Origin of the sequence: Streptomyces fractus (assembly GCF_049844455.1) — a bacterium.
GTDB lineage: Bacteria > Actinomycetota > Actinomycetes > Streptomycetales > Streptomycetaceae > Streptomyces > Streptomyces fractus.
Window position 1 is genome coordinate 6,344,427 of the sequence record NZ_JBMYHI010000002.1, and the last position, 16,671, is coordinate 6,361,097.

The 16,671-nt window shown below is 72.6% G+C and carries 15 protein-coding genes and 1 pseudogene; 5 read left to right on the plus strand and 11 right to left on the minus strand.

Annotated elements, in window-relative coordinates:
* Positions 1-76 precede the first annotated feature (76 nt).
* The 3 genes and pseudogenes from ACP4E5_RS30630 to ACP4E5_RS30640 all read left to right on the plus strand — a co-directional run bounded on the left by ACP4E5_RS30630 (position 77) and on the right by ACP4E5_RS30640 (position 1,508).
* Positions 77-606 (plus strand): annotated as a pseudogene (locus ACP4E5_RS30630) (SDR family NAD(P)-dependent oxidoreductase).
* Between the two features lie 35 nt (positions 607-641).
* Positions 642-1,265 carry an NADPH-dependent F420 reductase gene (locus ACP4E5_RS30635; RefSeq protein WP_425834265.1) on the plus strand — a complete coding sequence of 208 codons (624 nt, stop codon included), beginning with the start codon at positions 642-644 and terminating at the stop codon, positions 1,263-1,265.
* A gap of 96 nt (positions 1,266-1,361) precedes the next feature.
* On the plus strand, positions 1,362-1,508 hold the full coding sequence (locus ACP4E5_RS30640; protein ID WP_425834267.1) for a hypothetical protein: 147 nt from the start codon (positions 1,362-1,364) through the stop codon (positions 1,506-1,508).
* Between the two features lie 45 nt (positions 1,509-1,553).
* Here the strand turns inward: ACP4E5_RS30640 and ACP4E5_RS30645 are convergent, their stop codons facing one another.
* The 11 genes from ACP4E5_RS30645 to pgfA all read right to left on the minus strand — a co-directional run bounded on the left by ACP4E5_RS30645 (position 1,554) and on the right by pgfA (position 14,958).
* Positions 1,554-2,591 (minus strand): rod shape-determining protein, encoded by a 1,038-nt coding sequence (locus ACP4E5_RS30645; protein ID WP_425834269.1) that lies wholly within the window; start codon positions 2,589-2,591, stop codon positions 1,554-1,556.
* A 468-nt stretch (positions 2,592-3,059) separates the two neighbouring features.
* Entirely contained in the window at positions 3,060-3,653 is a 594-nt protein-coding gene (locus tag ACP4E5_RS30650) for a hypothetical protein (RefSeq protein ID WP_425834271.1), read from the minus strand.
* Positions 3,625-4,458, minus strand: a complete 834-nt coding sequence (locus ACP4E5_RS30655) for an FkbM family methyltransferase (RefSeq protein WP_425834273.1) — start codon at positions 4,456-4,458, stop codon at positions 3,625-3,627. The genes ACP4E5_RS30650 and ACP4E5_RS30655 overlap by 29 nt, the downstream gene beginning before the upstream one ends.
* Positions 4,455-4,697 carry a Trm112 family protein gene (locus ACP4E5_RS30660; protein ID WP_425834275.1) on the minus strand — a complete coding sequence of 81 codons (243 nt, stop codon included), beginning with the start codon at positions 4,695-4,697 and terminating at the stop codon, positions 4,455-4,457. Before ACP4E5_RS30660 ends, ACP4E5_RS30655 begins: the two co-directional genes overlap by 4 nt.
* Complete coding sequence (locus ACP4E5_RS30665) at positions 4,687-5,601, minus strand: DMT family transporter (RefSeq protein WP_425834277.1); 915 nt, start codon at positions 5,599-5,601, stop codon at positions 4,687-4,689. The genes ACP4E5_RS30660 and ACP4E5_RS30665 overlap by 11 nt, the downstream gene beginning before the upstream one ends.
* Before the next feature lie 6 nt (positions 5,602-5,607).
* Positions 5,608-6,354, minus strand: a complete 747-nt coding sequence (locus tag ACP4E5_RS30670) for a class I SAM-dependent methyltransferase (protein WP_425834279.1) — start codon at positions 6,352-6,354, stop codon at positions 5,608-5,610.
* A complete protein-coding gene (locus ACP4E5_RS30675; RefSeq protein ID WP_425834281.1) occupies positions 6,351-7,643 on the minus strand; it encodes a condensation protein in 1,293 nt (430 codons plus the stop codon). The genes ACP4E5_RS30670 and ACP4E5_RS30675 overlap by 4 nt, the downstream gene beginning before the upstream one ends.
* Positions 7,640-11,821 carry an alpha-(1->3)-arabinofuranosyltransferase gene (locus ACP4E5_RS30680; RefSeq protein WP_425834283.1) on the minus strand — a complete coding sequence of 1,394 codons (4,182 nt, stop codon included), beginning with the start codon at positions 11,819-11,821 and terminating at the stop codon, positions 7,640-7,642. The genes ACP4E5_RS30675 and ACP4E5_RS30680 overlap by 4 nt, the downstream gene beginning before the upstream one ends.
* Entirely contained in the window at positions 11,818-12,618 is an 801-nt protein-coding gene (locus ACP4E5_RS30685; RefSeq protein ID WP_425834285.1) for a class I SAM-dependent methyltransferase, read from the minus strand. The genes ACP4E5_RS30680 and ACP4E5_RS30685 overlap by 4 nt, the downstream gene beginning before the upstream one ends.
* Positions 12,615-13,766, minus strand: coding sequence for a glycosyltransferase family 4 protein (locus ACP4E5_RS30690; protein ID WP_425834287.1), 1,152 nt, complete (start codon positions 13,764-13,766; stop codon positions 12,615-12,617). Before ACP4E5_RS30690 ends, ACP4E5_RS30685 begins: the two co-directional genes overlap by 4 nt.
* 181 nt (positions 13,767-13,947) lie before the next feature.
* Positions 13,948-14,958 (minus strand): cell envelope lipid trafficking protein PgfA, encoded by a 1,011-nt coding sequence (gene pgfA, locus ACP4E5_RS30695; protein ID WP_425834289.1) that lies wholly within the window; start codon positions 14,956-14,958, stop codon positions 13,948-13,950.
* 231 nt (positions 14,959-15,189) lie between these two features.
* Between pgfA and ACP4E5_RS30700 the strand changes: the two genes are divergently transcribed.
* Together ACP4E5_RS30700 and ACP4E5_RS30705 are read left to right on the plus strand one after the other, a co-directional pair.
* Complete coding sequence (locus ACP4E5_RS30700; protein ID WP_422407177.1) at positions 15,190-15,342, plus strand: hypothetical protein; 153 nt, start codon at positions 15,190-15,192, stop codon at positions 15,340-15,342.
* A gap of 3 nt (positions 15,343-15,345) precedes the next feature.
* The gene (locus ACP4E5_RS30705) at positions 15,346-16,575 is read left to right on the plus strand and encodes a PucR-like N-terminal domain-containing protein (RefSeq protein WP_425834291.1); all 1,230 of its coding nucleotides are present in this window, start codon (positions 15,346-15,348) and stop codon (positions 16,573-16,575) included.
* Positions 16,576-16,671 lie beyond the last annotated feature (96 nt).

Here is a 16,671-nt window from a genome sequence, read left to right on the forward strand (position 1 = left end):
CCGTAAGTACACGGGACGGTGTACTTAACATCGTCGCCCCAGGTGCGCACGGCACCACCGACCCAAGGGAATGGCTATGGGAAAGCTCGACGGCAAGGTCGCGGTCATCACCGGCGGCACCACCGGCATGGCACTGGCCGGAGCGAAGCTGTTCGTCTCGGGGAGATCGCCGAGGCCCAGTTCGACACCTGGTTCGGGCTCAACGCCCGCGGAACCCTGTTCACCGTCCAGAAGGCGCTCCCGCTCCTCAACGACGGGGGCTCCATCCTCATGACGGGCTCCAACGCCTCCCTCGGCGGCTTCCCCGGCTGGAGCGTCTACGCGGGCAGCAAGGCCGTCCAGCAGGCATGGGCCCGCGTCTGGCTCAACGAGCTCAAGGACCGCCGCATCCGCGTCAACGTCCTGACGCCCGGTCAGGTCGCCACCGCCAAGCAGGCGGAACTCTTCGACGAGGCCACCAAGCGCCAGTTCGAGTCCCTCATCCCCCGCGGCCAGATGGGTCACCCCGACGAGATCGCCGCCGCGGCCCTCTTCCTCGCCTCCGACGACTCCAGCTACGTCAACGGCATGGAACTCGTCGCCGACGGCGGCACCACCGCGATCTGAACCGAGCGGTACACAACCCAAGGGCAGGGCATCTCATGAGCGGCATCAGCATCATCGGCACCGGGAACATGGCCCGCACCATCGGTGCGCGGGCCATAGCGGGCGGCAACACCGTCGAGGTCATGGGCCGCGATCAGGCCAAGGCCGCCGACCTGGCCAAGGCGCTCGGCGGCGGCGCCACGACAGGAGAGTGGGGCACCGCCCCGGCCGGGGACATCGTCATCGTGGCCCTGTTGTACGACGGTGTCGTGCCGGTCGTCGCCCAGTACGGGGACGCGCTCGCGGGCAAGGTCGTCGTCGACATCAGCAACCCCTTCAACTCCACGTTCGACGGGCTCGCCCACCGCGAGGAGACCTCGATCGCGCAGGAAGTCGCCAAGATCGCCCCGGCCGGCGCCGACGTGGTGAAGGCGTTCAACACCGTCTTCCGTCAGGTCCTGGAGAAGGGCCGGCCCGACGTCTTCATCGCCGGCGACAGCGCCCAGGCCAAGGCCGGTGTCGAGGCGTTCGTCGAGAGCCTCGGGATGCGCCCGCTGGACGTCGGCGGCCTGAAGATGGCGCACTGGCTGGAGGGAGCGGGCGTGGTCACGGTGGGCCTCGCCAACCACGGGGTGGGGAACCTGGACTTCGCCCTCGGCGCCACCGGACTTCCCGCCTGAGCCCCGACCCCCGAGAGACCCGCCCCGGCCGTCCGGCGGTTCGAGACGGGGCATACGGTGAGGAAACATTCGGCGGTACGAGAGAAGGAGTCGGGAGTGGCCTCACCGGAGCGTGCTCCTCAGGAGCAGCGGGCGTACGAACCCGGCCCGTCGGCGGGGAAGCTCTTCCTCTTCGTGCTCGCGTTCGTCGGCTTCGCCGTGCTCGTCGTCGGCGCAGGCGTGGTGCTCGTGGCCGGCGGCTGACGCCGGGCCGACGGGAAGCGGAGACAGAGGCGACCGGGATCCCGGTCAGTCGGCCAGCGGGTTCAGGGTCATCGGGCGGATTCTGCCCTCCAGCATCTCGCCGAGTCCGCGCACCGCGCACACGTCCGGGCGTTCGGCGATGTGTACCGGGACGCCCGTCGCCGCCCGCAGCATCTGGTCGAGGCCGGGCAGCAGAGCGGAGCCGCCGACCATCATGATGCCGCGCTCCGTGAGGTCGGCGACCAGGTCGGGCGGGCAATCGCGCAGCACCCTGCCGATGCCGTCGAGGACGGCGGTCAGCGGGGTGTGGATCGCGCTGCGCACGGCGGCGGTGTCCACGTGCACCGAGCGGGCCAGGCCCGTCGCCACGTCGCGGCCGTGGATCTCGGTCTGCTCCGGGCCCTGCGGGGTGAGGCCGTTGCCGCTCAGGGCGAGTTGCAGGGGGCGTACGGACTGGGACGGCAGCATCAGCGCGTGGTGCTGGCGCAGGTGCTGGACGACCGCGTGGTCGATGGCGTCGCCGCCGACGGGGATCCGGGCCGCCGTCACGATCGAGCCGAGCGAGAGGACCGCGATCTGGGTGGTGGCCGCGCCGCAGACGATGATCATCGTGGCCTCGGGCTGCTCGACCGGGAGGCCGCAGCCGACCGCGGCGGCGATCAGGGTGTCGACCAGTTCCACACGGCGGGCGCCGAGGCCGATGAGGGTCTCGACGGCGGCGCGCTGGGCCAGCGGGTCCGCGTCGTGCGGGATCGCGGCCGCGGCGCGCAGCCGGGGCTTGCGGCGAAGGGTGCGGCGGAGCTTGTCGCCGAGCAGATGGCGCAGCATCCGCTGGGCCATCTCGATGTCGACGACCGTGCCGCCGGAGACGGGGCGTACGACGCGGATGTAGTGCGGGGTGCGGCCTGTCATCTTCTCGGCGAACTCGCCGACCGCGATGAGCGCGCCGGTGCGGGTGTTGACCGCCGCCGCGCTCGGTTCATCGACGACGAGGCCCGCGCCCTTCACGTACACGCGGGTGCGCGCGGCACCCAGATCGACGGCGAAGTGGCAGCGGCGCAACTGCTCCAGACTGGCGGTCATGGCAGATCCTCCCGAGAGCGCGGACCGTGGTGGGCTCGCCGGGTGGCGACCCTTCTGGCATCCTGCGGTCGCGCGCGGGAGGGCGCTCGCTGGAGTAGGCCGGCCGGGTCCGCAAACGCCGGGGCGCCGCCTCCCGTGGGACGGGGGAGACGGCGCCGCTTCGGTGTCCGACGGTGTTACACCAGCCACCCGACGAAGTGGGCGAGGCCGGCGAGGATGTCGGTGATGACGTTCATGTGTCGCGTTCTCCTAGCGATGATGCAAAGTGCACCGGTGATGCAAAGTGCATGTGGGACTTGGGACTTGAGATGTGCATCGCGATGCGGTCGCTACGGTCTGCAGCCCGTTGCTTGCGCACCGTAAGCATCGTTCGTCGCGGGCTTTCGACGCAAACTTCTGGACGACGATCACCTGTTCAAGGGAACAACTGCGCCCCTGTTCGTTTCCGGTGTTCTACGCCGGCCGGGGCTACGCCTCGTACCAGCGCTGGAGCAGTCCCCACGTGAACTCCGCCCGCACCTCGCGCGGGGTTCCCGCCTCGTCCGGGGCGCGGAACGCCAGGCCCCAGCGGGTGGGCGCCGAGCCTTCGAGGGGGCGGGCCGGGGCGAAGGCGCGGGCCGCTTCGTCCACCGTGCAGGACCAGGGCGTCAGATCGGCGAGGGTGCGCAGGGCCGGGCCCGGGGCGCCGGGGGTGCGGATCAGCCACTCGTTCCAGATGCCGCCCGTGGGCGCGAGCAGCACCTCGAAGCGCAGGTCGGGCCAGAGTGGCACCGGCCACAGCAGCGCCTCGCACTCCAGGTCGCCGACCTTGCGGATGAGGGTGCGCTCCGGGGTGCCCAGGACGGACCGGTAGCGGGAGACCGCTGCCCGCGGGTGGCGGGAGTGCAGCTTCGCCTGCCAGCGGCGGTTCGCCTCCCGCATGTCGGCGACGGAGACGCCGAGGTCGGCGCGGGCGGTCTCTACGAGCTGCGGATTGTGGTCGGCCATGCGGCGCAGCAGGACCAGTTGGAAGTCCAGCGGGGTGAAGGGGGCGTCAGCGGGGCGTCCGGGCATGCGCTCCATGGTGGCGTACGCCGCCGGGGGCCCGCCCGTCGGGAAGGAACAGCACCGAGTTCACGTACCGCGGGCGGCGCCCGGTCGGGGTGAGGGCGCGGCGCAGCAGACCCTGCGAGGCGATGTGGGCGGTGCCGCGCTGATGGGCCGCCAGATCGTAGGAGGGCAGGGGCAGCCAGTCGGTGTCCGTGTCGGGGAGGACCCAGCCCTCGTAGCCCTGGGCGCGCAGGTGGGCGACGACCGGGGTGATCGGCTGGATGCGGGTCTCCAGTTCGATGAAGAGGGCGGGCCGGTCGTGGGCGAGCAGGGTGCGGGCGCCGCGCAGCACCCGCAGCTCCGCGCCGTCCACGTCGACCTTGATGAAGTCCACGTCGTGCAGGGCGAGTTCGTCGAGCGTCACGCACGGGACCTCGCGGCCGGTCGGCGCGTGCAGGTCGTCGCGGCGGACGAGGGAGGACACGCCGCGTTCGCCGCGCTCGTCGTGCGGAGGCTGCCACAGGGGGGCCGTGCCGCGGCGGTCGCTGGCCGCCGCCCGGACGACCCGCACGTTCGCGGGAGCGGACGCGGCGAGCACCCGGGCCAGGTGCGGGACCGGTTCGAGGGTGATCACGCGGCGGGCCCGGTCCGCGAGCCGGTGGGTCCACGGGCCGTACCAGCCGCCGACGTCCACCGCCGTGCCGCAGGCTCCCGCGGCGGGCAGCATGTCGGCGAGCCGGGTCAGCTCGGGTTCGAAGCGCGGGTACAGGGCGCGGGCCGTCGCCGCGGTCAGCCGGGCGGGCAGCCAGGGGGCGAGGCGGGCGGCGAGCGTCGTCATGGGAGGGCCCGTTTCGCCTGCTCCGCCCGTTGCAGGAGCTGCTCGTGCTCGCCCTCCGGGACCTGTTCGCCGGACGACGGGAGGAGCTGCGGGATGCCGTCGACGATGGGGTAGCGGCGGTGCAGCCGCGGGTTGTAGAGGCAGTCGCCCGCGTCGCCCTCCGGTGCGGGCAGCAGGAGCAGCGGCCCCTTGTCGAGCGGGCAGGCGAGGATCTTGAGCAGCGGGTCGTCAGGGTTCATGCGGGAGCAACTCCCTTGGTTCTTGGTCCGGTTGTGTGGGGGTGTCGTGTTTCGGCATCAGGAGCAGCACGGCGACCGCGAGGGCCGTGCCCGTGACGCGCAGCGTCAGGCGGACCGGCTCGTGGGGGAGCGATTCACCGAACGCGAGCGTGCCGAGGACCGCCGTGAACAGGCAGGTGACCGTGGTGCACACCGGGACGATCAGCGAGGCACGGCAGCGTTGCAGGGCCGCCTGCGACATGACGAGGCCGAACGCGCCCGTGCACATCAGCAGATACGGGTACGGGGACGCGAACAGGGCCGGGATGTCCGGGAGCACGCCCGACACGCCTTTGATGGCGAGCGAGCTGACCCCGTAGAGCAGGCCCACTGCGACCCCGTACTCGACGCCCGTGGTCGGGAGCCGGTGGCGGTGCCGCGCCCGGCGTTCAGCGGCGGCGTACAGGGACAGGCCCGCCGCGAGCGAGGGCACGCACACCAGGAGGATGAGGGGTGCGGGGGAGGTGTGTCCCACCGCGTCCGAATCCTGCTGGAGGGACAGGACGACCATGAGCAGCGCCGCCAGGATCGCGCCGATGGCGTAGCGCTCGCGGCCCGAGGTGTGTTCGCCGAGGAGCCGGGCCGAAAGCAGCAGGAGCAGGACCAGGCCCGAGACGAAGATGCCCTGGGCGGCGGCGATGGGAAGCGTCCGGTAGACGGCGAGCTGGGCGCCGAAGCCGGAGGCGAGGGCGATGGATCCGGCCAGCCACAGCGGGCTCGTCACCACCTGGCGCAGGAGGTGGGCGGGGCGGCGCACGCTCACTTCGGGCAGCCGGGTGAGGGCCCGCTTCTCCAGGACGAAGCCGACGCTGTAGAGCGTGTTGGCGAGCAGTGCCGCGCCGACTCCCCATGCCACGGCGGGCATCGCCCCTCACGTCCTTCGCGCGTGCAGGAGGAGGATCGAGGCGAGGGACGGGGCCGCGCAGGCCAGCCGGTCGAGGGGGCGCAGCGGGCGGGGCACTCCGTGGAACGGAGCCCCTGTGAGGCGTACGACGTCGAAGCCCGACGCGGCGACGAACTCCCGCAGCGCGCGCGGCGTGTAGAGACGCAGATGGCCGACCACTTCGGTGCCCGGCCTGCCGTGGACCGCGCGCAGGCTCACCTCCGAGAAGACGGGCTGCACGCCGGCGAGGAGCAGGGCCCGGTTGTACCAGGCGGCCAGGTTCGGGGTGGACAGCATCAGGTGGCCGCCCGGACGCAGGACGCGGTGGATCTCGTCGAGCGCCGCGTCGGGGTCGACGAGGTGCTCGACGACCTCGGAGAGGAGGACCGCGTCGGCCGACGCGTCGGCGAACGGCAGGCCGTGGCCGGTGAGTTCGCCGCGTACGACATGGGGGACGCGGGAGGCGGCGCGGCGCAGCGCGTCCTGTGACCAGTCGATGCCGATGAGGCGGTGGCCGTCGGCCCCGGGGAGGAGGCGGGCGGTGGTGGCCGCGGCCGTGCCGTCGCCGCAGCCGATGTCCAGGACGGTGGCGTGGCGGGTGCCTGACAGGGCGGCGGCGAGGATGCGGGCCTGGCGGCGGGTGCGGGGGGAGCCGGAGGCCACCGGGACGTCCGGGTTCTCGTAGAAGTCCCTCAAGTCCTGTGGCAGAGCGTCGAGTTCGGGGTGTGTGGTCATGGTGCCTCCTCCTGCGTCGCGTGGAGGTGCTGCTCGAACAGGTCGCGCAGGCGGGCCCCGTCGCCGGGGCCGAGCAGGGTGCGCGACCAGCGCAGGGCCAGGTGGAGCCGGCCGGCCGTGGACGCCGTCGTGAAGGTGAGGCCGCGCGGCATGCGGGCCGGGGCCGAGAACCAGACGGCGCGGGCGCGGCCGCCGTCGCCGAAGTCCAGCGGGTACGGGACGCGGCCGATGTTGCTGAGCAGGGTGGTCGACGTCCATGGGGCGGCCGCCGTGCGCAGGGCGCGGGTGGCGGCGGCGCGCCAGGCCACAGGGGCGTACGGGCTCGTCAACAGGGCGGCGCCGTGGCCGAGTTGGGGTCTGGGCTGGGACTTGAGGGCCGCGGTGCGGGTGGCGGTGAGGCGCAGGAGATCGGGGGTCGGAGAGCTCAACTCGGCCGGGGTGAGGGCGACTTCCACCAGGCGGGTGCCGTTGCCGATGGGCATCGTCGTGTCGCGCGGGCGGTCGTCCACCGGCATGGTGACGCGCAGGGGGCGGCGGGTGTGGTGGGTGCCGTGCTCCTCGTTCCAGTCGGCGACCGTGCGGGCCGTGGCCACCATCAGCTGGTCGTTGACCGTGTACGGGGCGCCCTTGGGGCGGCGGGGCACCGACAGTTCGGTGACCAGGAGGCCGTTGCCGGGGCGGGGGTCCGGGGTGCCGGAGGAGACGCGGGCCGGGCGTGACCAGGGGGAGGGCGGGTCCTGCGGGGGGCGTGGGCCCGGGGCCGGGGGAGCGGACGGCGGCGGGGAGTTGTCGCGGCCGGAGTAGAGCTCCGCCGCCGTGGCGACGACGCGCAGGCACGCGGGGCCGTCGAGGGCGGTGTGGTTGATCGTGAGGAACAGGACGGTGGTGCGGGTCCGCGGGTCCTCCACCGCCTCCAGGCGGATGGGTGGGGACGTGGTGAGGGGCGGGGCGTCGGCGAGGGAGCGGGTGCGGGCCTCGTGCAGGGCGTTCGGGGTGGAGGCCGGAAAGGAGACGGGGGGTACGTCAGGGGTCTGCGTCAGCTCCCACTCGTAGCGCCTGCTGTACCAGTGGCGGGGGGCCTCGCGCATGAGGATGCGGGGGTGGTGGTGCAGGGCCTCGGTGAACGCGTGGGTGAGGCGGGTGGGGTCCGGGCGGGCGGTGAGGTGGATCTCGATGTGGACGGTTTCGGGTTCGCGGTCCTGGAGGCAGTGGCGGGAGACCTCGTCGACGGTCGGGAAGGGGATCCGGGTGGTTCGTTTGCCGCGGGCGGGGCGGTCCAGGGTGGTCATGGCGTGGCGCCCTTCCGTGGCGGGTCGGTCGACTCGGTCGAGGCCGCGGGGCTCTGCCCCGGACCCCGCTGGCTCTCGTTCGAAAGGCGGGCTTGATTTGCCAGGCGCGGGGCTTGATCGGTGGTCACCAATGCTGCGAACAAGGCGATCAGTGACAGGAGTTGGGCTGTCGTGCTGAATGCGCCTGATCCCTCCCGCACCGGTTCGGCCGCGCCTGTTGTCGCCACTACGCCCGCCGCCGTCATCGCCACGAACGCGAGCGGTACGAGGAGGGTGTGGCGTTTCCAGGCGAGGAGGGCGAGGGCCGGGACCAGGGCCGCCCAGGGGCCCGCGATCACGATGCCGATGGCCGTGAGCAGCGCCGTGCCGATGAGCAGGCCCGGGGCCGGCGGAGGCTCGGGGGGTGTCTGTTCCGTGTCGCGCCTGCGCCACAGGCACAGGGCGCCGAGCGCCAGGATCGCGGCGCCGGAGGCGAACAGGCCGATCTCGTACGTGCGGGCCGGGGCATAGGAGAGCTTGACCGTGCCGCTCGCGCCGCCCGGGATCAGCCACGCCTGCTGCCAGCCGTCCAGGCGCAGCGAGGACAGCTTCTTGCCGTCGAGGGTCGCCTCCCAGCCGTCGTTGGCGTTCTCGTACATGGTCAGGTACGTCGCCTCGCCCGCGGCGACCCGTACTTCGCGGCGGTCGCCGAGCCAGTCGCGGATCGTGAGGCCGCGGACGGTGGGCGCCGCCTGTGTGGTGGCCGTCGTGTTCGTGAGGGTGATGTCCGTGAGGGAGAGCGGGCCGCCGGGCGACGTCTTCATGGTGTGCGGTCCCGCGGGGAGGTCCAGGGCGTCGCCGCACAGCTTCACCGTGACCGGGCGGCGTTCCGTGAGGGCCCGCAGGGTGCCGCTCGCCGAGGTGCGGTGGCGGGTGCCGTCGATCGTCACCGTCGGGCCCTTGCCGCAGGGGAGGCTGAACCGGCGGTCGGGCGTGGGCTGTTCGACCCGGTAGGCGTCGAGGGTGGGGATGTAGGCCTCGGTGAGGCCCACCGGGAGTTGCAGGTCCTTGTCGGCGACCGGGTTGTGGACCTTGAGCGGGGCCGACTTCGTGATGGTGATGTCCAGGCGGTTCGTGGTGATGGTGTCGAAGCGGGCCACTCCGTTCTCGTCGACCCCGGCGACCGCCGCGCCGTCCGGGCTGCTGATCTCGATCTTCTCGGGGCGCGTGGTGAGGCCGCCGGCCCCGGCGAGGACGAGCGTGGAGACGGGCTGCTTGTCCGGCCAGCGCAGATGGATCGTGGGGTCGTCGCCCGCGATCCAGGCCGTCGTCAGATCGCCGTCGGTGAGGTTGCGGGGCGTGGTGTTCAGGCCCAGTTCGGCCGTGGAGTCCGCGGTCGCCGTGATCTTTCGGCGCTGGTCGGGGGCCAGGGCGTAGAGGAGTTTGTCGAGTGCGGGTCCTGGGGCGGGGGAGGCCGTCGCCTGGAAGTCGTACGTGGACTCGCCGGTCGTCGTGAAGACCCGGTTGAGGGCGCGCTCGGTGTCGGTGAGGGTGAGGCCGCCGTCGCTCGTGGCGCGGTGGAAGGAGTACTGGTCGGCCCGCTCGGAGTCGGCCGGGAGGCGCAGCGCGCGGGTCGCCCTGACGCCGGGGATGTCGATGGACGTGAAGCCTGCGCCGGTGAGTCCGGGGCGGGCGCGTTGCGTGTCGAGGATCGTCACGCGCAGCCAATGAGCCCTGCCGGCAGGGGACTTGATCGCCTGGCGTTTTCCGGACGGCTGGATGTCGGACGTCGTGGAGCCCTTGTCCGTCTCGATGCGTACGCGGGTCGGGGTGGCCCGCACGTTGTCCTGCGGCAGCGGTGTCAGGTGGATCGTGGCGGGGATCCGGGTCGGCCCGGAGAAGTCGATGCGGACCCATTCGCCCTTGGCGGAGTCGGCGGCGCCCTCCGTCCACGCGGTGTCGGGGTCCTTGTCGAAGGCGTTCACCGGGTCGAACTGGGGGAGGTGCAGCAGCCAGTTGCCGCTGGACGACGCCGTGACCGAGCGGGCGCCCTGGATGTCGGCCGTCGTCTGATGGGCGACGCTGTCGGTCGGAAGGATCTGCTTCGGCGGCTCGCCCGGGTTCTCGGAGGCGTTCGGGCTGTTGCGTTCCTTCGGGGTGTACGGGTACGAGGTGTTGGTGTTGACCAGGCCGAACCGGGTGTCCGCGCGGCGCAGGCCGTCGGCGGCGACGCGGAGGGCGGGGTTGCCGATGCCGGGATGGTTGTCGCCGGTCAGGACGGCGGGGCGGTTCAGGAAGGACGGGTCGGAGGAGAGCCGGAGCAGGGCCTCGGGGCCGCCGCTGACCTCCGCCGTGTTCCCGACCGGGAGCAGGCCCGCCTGTCCGGGGCGGTGGGCGGTGGCCCGTGGCGCGTAGATCTCGACGGCGCGGCTGCGCGGGTAGAGGCCCTCGATCTGGAGCGGCGTCTTCTCGGCGATGCGGCCGCCCGTGACCAGAGGGCCGATCCCGGTCACCCGTTGATAACCCGACTCGGTCAGTGTGCGCTTGACGGTGGCGGTGGGGACGTAGCCGAACTGGTCGGGGTCGAGGTCGCCGCGGACCACCACGTAGTGCAGGCCAGAGCGGCTCAAGTAGTCCTGGAGTCCCGGCACTTGGGTGCCGCTCATCAGGGCCTGCTCGACGGCGTCCATGGCGCGCCGGTTGCCGCGGGTGCCGAACGGGACGTAGTCGCGCTGCGCCCAGCGGGAGTCGGCGAGCACGTCGAGCGGCTGGTCGATGGGGGAGCCCCACGTATAGATGCCGTGGGCGGTCGCGGGCACGACGAGGGCGCGGGAGTCCGGCGAGTACTTCTTCAGCCAGTCGGCCGTCGTCCGCCAGTACGTGGGGAGCTTCTGGAACGAACCCGGCTGGAGGATCGAGCCGTTGAGGTACGGCCAGGCGAGGCCCGGCACGATGAGGATCGCCGCGATCAGCGTGGCGTACCGGCGGCCGCGCACCGGGCGGGCGCCGCGCGGATCGGCGGCCACACCCACGAGGTGGACGATGCCGAGCGCGAGAGCCAGTGCCAGGCCGGTCTGGAACTTGTAGACGTTGCGGAACGGGGCGAGGCCTCCGTCGAGCCACGACCGCACCGTGTCGTGGAAGGGCGCGCCGAGCGAACCCCCGTATCCGGCAAGGGTGATGAGGGCCGCCGCCATGACCGTAAGCAGCAGCCAGCGGCGCTCGGGGATGTCGCGGCGCGCCAGGCCCGCGAGGCCGAGCGCCGCGGCCAGCGCCGAGCAGACGATGACGACCACCGATGTCGCCACGGACCAGCCGGCGGGCAGCCAGGCGTCGCCCAGGTGCAGATACGCCACCCAGTTCCCGGAGCCGCGCAGCGACTCCGTCGCCGACATCGTCTCCGTCGTGGTCTGTGAACTCTCCACGTAGGGAAGGAAGTTCTCGCCGTGGATGCCGAGCAGGACGAGCGGGATCGTCCACCAGGCCGTCGCCAGGACCACCGAGGGGAGCCACCAGGCGATCTGCCGGCGCTTACGGACGGAGGGCGGCCGGGACAGCAGATACAGGCCGACGGGGAGGAGGGACGCCAGCGTCGACGACGCGTTCACGCCGCCCATGAACGGGATCAGCAGAGCCGAGCGGGTCGCCGAAATGCGCGCTGTCGTACGGGGGTTGGTCAGCGGAAGCAGCACCCACGGCAGGAACGCGCCCGGCAGCGCCGCCGCCGACGTCGAGCCGACGACGATCGTGAACGTCGGCCACAGCGCGTACGCCACCGAGCCGAGCAGCCGGCTGCGGTCGGTGCCGACACCCAGGCGCTCGGCGAGCCGCAGGGCGCCCCAGAACGCGACGGTCACGACGATCGACATCCACAGCCGCTCGGCCAGCCACACCGGGAGCTGGAGCAGGTCGGTCAGCCCGTAGTACGGCAGCATCGGGAACGCGTAGCCGATGTACTGGTCGGAGATCCCGCCGAAACCGGCTCTGTCGTGCCACAGCTCGCCGAGGTCACCGAGGAACTTCCAGGGGGCCTGCGAGACGCCGAGTTTCGTCTCGAACGTCGCACGCCCCGGCGCCGCCGCGCAGAACGCGACGAACAGCACGGCCCAGAACGCGAACAGCCAGCGGCGCGAACGCGGACCCGGCTCGGGTTCCGGGTGCGTCGCCGCGGCGGGTGGGGCCTGGACCATGGTCGTCATGGACACCGCCTGAGGATGAGGAGGAGGTTCCAGGTGGCGAACTCGCGCACGCCGGGGACCCGCGTGACCGCCTCGCTGAGGAACGGCCAGTAGCGGGAGCGCGCCGCGACGACCGACACGTCGTCGCGGGCGCGCACATGGCGCAGGGTGGGGCCGATGTGGTGGGCGAAGAGGTTCTCGCCGAGGGTGTGCTTGGGCGATCTGCCGGTGCGCCGCCGGTAGCGGGCCTGCGCGCGGTCGGCGCCCAGATAGTGCCAGGGCGCCCACTCGTGACCGCCCCACGGGGACAGCCAGTTGGTGAACGCGACGTAGATCAGGCCGCCGGGCCGGGTGACCCGGACCAGCTCGCTCACGAACGTGTCGCGGTCGGCGACGTGCTCCAGGACGTTCGAGGAGAACGTGACGTCCGCCGACGCGTCCGGCAGCGGCAGCAGATAGCCGTCCGCGACGACCGTGCCGGCCGGCGGGTCCGCGCCCAGCTCCCCGGTGTCCGGCTCGAAGAGGAGGGCCTGCGCGCCGCGCGCCCGGAACTCGCGCGTGAAGTGACCGCTGCCGCCGCCCACGTCCACGACGAGCTTCCCGGCCACCTTCCCGTACGCCTCGACCTGGTCGGCGGCGTCCCGGGCGAGCAGCGCGTAACACGTCTCGGGGTCGCGTTGCTCGCGCAGGAACGCGCGGAAGAGCGCGAGCGAGCGGGCGGGTGAGGGATCCCGGAAACCGACGGATCCCTTGACGCCCTTGGCTCCTTTGACGCCTTTGGTTCCTTTGGCTCCCTTGACCCCCGTGGACGCCGTCATGGCGTCCGGCCCCGCACCGCCTCCGCCGCCACCGCGCCGAACTGCCGTACGGTGTGCGCCCATCGGTAGCCCGAGGCCCGCTCCCGGGCCGCCTTGCCCATCAGCTCGCGGCGGTGCCCGGACAGGGCGAGCGTGCACCAGGCCGCCGCGAACGCCGACTCGCCGCTCGCGAGGAGTCCGGTGGCGCCGTCCTCGACGGAGTCGCGCACGCCCGGCACGTCGAAGCCGACCGCGGGTGTGCCGCGCGCCGCCGCCTCGGTGATCACCAGGCCCCAGCCCTCGACGGCCGAGGGGTGCAGGAGCAGCCAGGCCTCGCAGAGCAGGCGGTGCTTCTCCGACTCGGAGACGTGACCGGTGAACTCGACGCCCTCGCCCGCCAGTTGGCGCAGGCGTGGCGCTTCCGGGCCGTCCCCGACGATCACGAGGCGGCCGCCCGTCACCGGACGCACCCGTTCCCACAGGCGCAGCAGCAGATCGATCCGCTTGTACTCGACGAGCCGGCCCATCGCGAGGAACAGCGGGTCGGGGGAGCGGTCCGCGCACGGGCCCGGCTCCTCGACGCCGTTCGGCACGAGGCGGATCCGGTCCCGGTCCACGCCGATGGCGTGCAGCGCGTGCGCCGTCGACGGCGAGACGGCCACGAGCAGATTCCGGCGCTGGGCACCGGAGAGCGCCCAGTGCTCAAGTCTTCGGCCGATGTGGGCGGCGGGCGCGAGCGGACCGCGCAGCCGCATCCGCCACAGGTCCGTGTGGACGTGGTTGACCAGGCAGAGCGTGGGGCCGCGGTGCCACAGCGGGGCCAGGTACGGCATCCCGTTGCAGACCTCGACGAGCAGGTCGCAGTCGCCGACCTGGCGGGCGAAGGCCGAGCGCGCCCGCAGATAGTGGGCGTGCTCGCCGCCGGCGGAGACGACCCGGTAGTCGCGGAAGGCGGCCGGGCCGCCGCACAGCAGCGTCACCTGGTGGCCCCGGCGGGTCAGTCCTTCGGCGAGCCGGTCGACCAGGAGTTCCGAGCCGCCCGCGGCCGGGTTGCCGAGGTCGCGGTGGGCGAGGAACACGATGCGGCGAGGGTGTGGGGGGTCGTGCTGCGGATGCCGCGCGCCGGGTGGGGCCGTGGCGCGCAGCGGCAGGGGCACGTGCTGGGGCATCTGTGCTCCAACTCGTCGGGCGTACGCGGGTGTTCAGGCGTACTGGGGTGTACTGGGAGGTACGGTGCCGAGGCTGTGCGGAGTCTGTGCACGGGGTGGGGAGGGACAGTTTTCGCCCCGCTGTTCGATGCGGCTACTCACCCGCGTGACAAGTTTTGGTCCGTATTCGACTGACGTACCGTCACATCGTGGACGTTTCCAGGGTCGTCGGGGACGTATCGGGATCCGGACGCTCCGACCCTTCCGGCCCCGGCCTGCCACCCCTGCCCCGTACGACGAGTACCAGACCGGCCGCCACGAGCAGCACACCCAGACCACCCGCCACCAGCGGCAACGTCGTGCCGAGCAGCGTGAGCCGGTCGTTGTCGTCCCGGGCGAGCGCCACCTGTCCGCGCTGGGTGGCCGGCGTGAAGGCGATCTTCCGGCTGTCCAGGAGTACGGCCGCGTCTTTGCTCTCGCCGGGTGCGCGCAGCGTCTTGCGGGGGCCGATGGCGGCGTACAGGACGCGGCCCGTGCGCTGGTCGGCGACGAGCTCGACGCCGTGGTTGGCGTACCACTCCTCGGCGAGGACCTGGCTCTTCCCGGGCTGCCCCACGATCCGGCCCGGCACGAGCCGGGAGCCGGTCCTGGCGGGGGAGACGGTGCCGGTGAACCGGTAGCCCTCGTAGCCCTGCACCTTGGTCACGCCGCTGAAGCGGAGGGGGACCGTCGCGCCGAGGGTGTTGTCCCACCAGGTGTAGGTGCGCTTTTGCACATTGAAGGGGAACTTCAGATAGGCCTCGCCGCTGAAGGCGGGCTGCTCGCCGCAGCAGTGCACGGGAGCGTTCGTCCTCCGGTCGGTGACCCAGCGCTCCAGGGTCCACTGGAGCGCGTCGTGCGGGTCGGCCGCCGGGAGGGTCTTCACGGTGTCGACGGACGTCGTGACGTCCCACACCGCCCGGCCGCTGCGCTCGCTCTCGGCCACGTCGCCGCGGGCCTGCCGGGTGATGATCAGCTTGCGGTCGCGCACGGTCCTGATCTTCGCGGTGTCGAAGTAGCTGCCGGTTCCGGTGAACACGGTCGTCACGTCGACGTCGATGCTGGTGCGCTCGGCGCGCGGCTCCACGAACCCGGCGAGCAGCCCCGCCAGAACCATCAGGAACGTGCCGAGACCTGTTGCGACCAGCGAGAAAGGTGAGGCTTTACGGCGCATCCGGCACTCCTGTGAGGAATGGCACCGCGTGCGGTTACGCGGTCGGCCGGTTATGGGCCGGGAACCGTAGACGGAGTCTTGACGAAGTGTCAATGTCCTGCGGAGACTGGGGACTTGAGGCGGACGGCTTGCCGTACGTCGCAATCGCACGGGTGGGGAACGACCTCTGGTGACCTCGATACCCCGATCGGTGAACGCCGGATCGGGCACGGACGAGAGGCTGACCCTGCGATGAACCGACTGCTCGCCGCCGCGCTGTCCGCGGCCACGGGAGCCGCGCTCGCCCTCGCGGCCGCCTTCGGCGTGCTCGCGCTGATCAACGCGACACCGGACCAGCCCAACACCCCTCTGGTGACCTACGAGACGCCCGGCCAAGGGGGCTGAGCCGTGCCGGCCACCGCTCGCTCCGCATGGTGCGACGTGCCGCGTCTCCAGACCAAGCAGTTCGTGGCGCTCGCGCTCGACGAGGCGCCACGGCTCGCCCGGGACATCCTCGACGAGATCCACCGCGAGTTCCCCCAACTGCCCGTCGTGCTCGACGAGTCGGGCGAGGCCGTCGCCCTCGTCGGCATCCGCCGCGCCATCGAGGACTTCGTGCGCGGCTTCGCCGACGGCACCGCGGACGGCCTTCCGGAGAGCCGGGCCCCGGCCCTCTTCCAGGAGTTCGGGCGCGGTCAGTCCCTGCACGGCCGCACCCTCGACTCGCTCCAGGCGATGTACCGGCTCGGCGTGAAGATGTCCTGGCGCCGCCTCGCCGACATCGGGCAGCGGCTGCACATCCCGCCACCGGCGCTGTACGAACTCGCGGAGGCCGGCTACGAGTACCTCGACGGCCTCGTCGACCAGTCGGTCCGCGGCTACGCGGAGGCCGCCGCCCGGCAGGCCGGTGAGCGGCTGCGCCAGCAGCGCAAGCTGATGGACCTGCTCCTCGAAGGGCGGGCCGCGCCGCCCCGCGACCCCGTACAGGCGCTCACCGAACGCGCGGCGCGCATCGGGTGGCCGGTCCCCGCGCACGTCGCGGTCGGCGTGCTGCTCCGCCCGGCCCGCGACGCGGTCGCCCCCGCCGTCGGGGCCGACGTCCTCCTCGACATGGAACCGGAGCGGCCCCGGCTCGTCCTGTCCGAACCCGACGCCGCGGGCCGCGCCGACCTGCTGCGCCGCGCCCTGTCCGGCTGGACCGGGGCGATCGGGCCGCCCGTCGAACCCGCCGACGCGGCGAAGTCGCTGCGCTGGGCCGAGGCGGCGGTCGGCCTCATGGAGCGCGGACTGCTGCCCGACGCCGAAGTGGTGCAGTGCACGCAGCACACCCAGGCCCTCGTCCTGCTCCAGCCGGAGGAGCTCGTCGACGACCTCGCGCGGCGGGCCCTCGAACCCCTCACCCGCTGCGGCCCCACCCACGCCCGCCGGCTCGCCGAGACCCTGCTCGCCTGGCTGGAGACCCGCGGCGGCGCCCCCGAGGTCGCGGCCCGGCTCGGCGTCCACCCGCAGACCGTCCGCTACCGGCTGCGCCAGATCCGCGAGCTGTGGGGCGACGAGGTCGACGACCCGGACCGCCGCTTCGAACTCGAACTGGTACTGCGAGCGCGACGCCTGCGGGGAGAACTAGGGCCCTCCTGACGGATCCTGCTGGAGTCGCGGGCCCTGGCACGCACAGGGAGCCGAATGATCTGGCCCACCGAGTCCAGCCTGATCCGTCAGGAGGGCCCTAGGACC

Excerpts from the sequence above, each read along its gene's own strand:
- ACP4E5_RS30635 (WP_425834265.1), top strand. The coding sequence starts at position 642 with ATGAGCGGCATCAGCATCATCGGCACCGGGAACATGGCCCGCACCATC.
- ACP4E5_RS30645 (WP_425834269.1), bottom strand. The coding sequence starts at position 2,591 with ATGACCGCCAGTCTGGAGCAGTTGCGCCGCTGCCACTTCGCCGTCGAT.
- ACP4E5_RS30650 (WP_425834271.1), bottom strand. The coding sequence starts at position 3,653 with ATGGAGCGCATGCCCGGACGCCCCGCTGACGCCCCCTTCACCCCGCTG.
- ACP4E5_RS30655 (WP_425834273.1), bottom strand. The coding sequence starts at position 4,458 with ATGACGACGCTCGCCGCCCGCCTCGCCCCCTGGCTGCCCGCCCGGCTG.
- ACP4E5_RS30660 (WP_425834275.1), bottom strand. The coding sequence starts at position 4,697 with ATGAACCCTGACGACCCGCTGCTCAAGATCCTCGCCTGCCCGCTCGAC.
- ACP4E5_RS30665 (WP_425834277.1), bottom strand. The coding sequence starts at position 5,601 with ATGCCCGCCGTGGCATGGGGAGTCGGCGCGGCACTGCTCGCCAACACG.
- ACP4E5_RS30670 (WP_425834279.1), bottom strand. The coding sequence starts at position 6,354 with ATGACCACACACCCCGAACTCGACGCTCTGCCACAGGACTTGAGGGAC.
- ACP4E5_RS30675 (WP_425834281.1), bottom strand. The coding sequence starts at position 7,643 with ATGACCACCCTGGACCGCCCCGCCCGCGGCAAACGAACCACCCGGATC.
- ACP4E5_RS30680 (WP_425834283.1), bottom strand. The coding sequence starts at position 11,821 with ATGACGACCATGGTCCAGGCCCCACCCGCCGCGGCGACGCACCCGGAA.
- ACP4E5_RS30685 (WP_425834285.1), bottom strand. The coding sequence starts at position 12,618 with ATGACGGCGTCCACGGGGGTCAAGGGAGCCAAAGGAACCAAAGGCGTC.
- ACP4E5_RS30690 (WP_425834287.1), bottom strand. The coding sequence starts at position 13,766 with ATGCCCCAGCACGTGCCCCTGCCGCTGCGCGCCACGGCCCCACCCGGC.
- pgfA (WP_425834289.1), bottom strand. The coding sequence starts at position 14,958 with ATGCGCCGTAAAGCCTCACCTTTCTCGCTGGTCGCAACAGGTCTCGGC.
- ACP4E5_RS30700 (WP_422407177.1), top strand. The coding sequence starts at position 15,190 with ATGAACCGACTGCTCGCCGCCGCGCTGTCCGCGGCCACGGGAGCCGCG.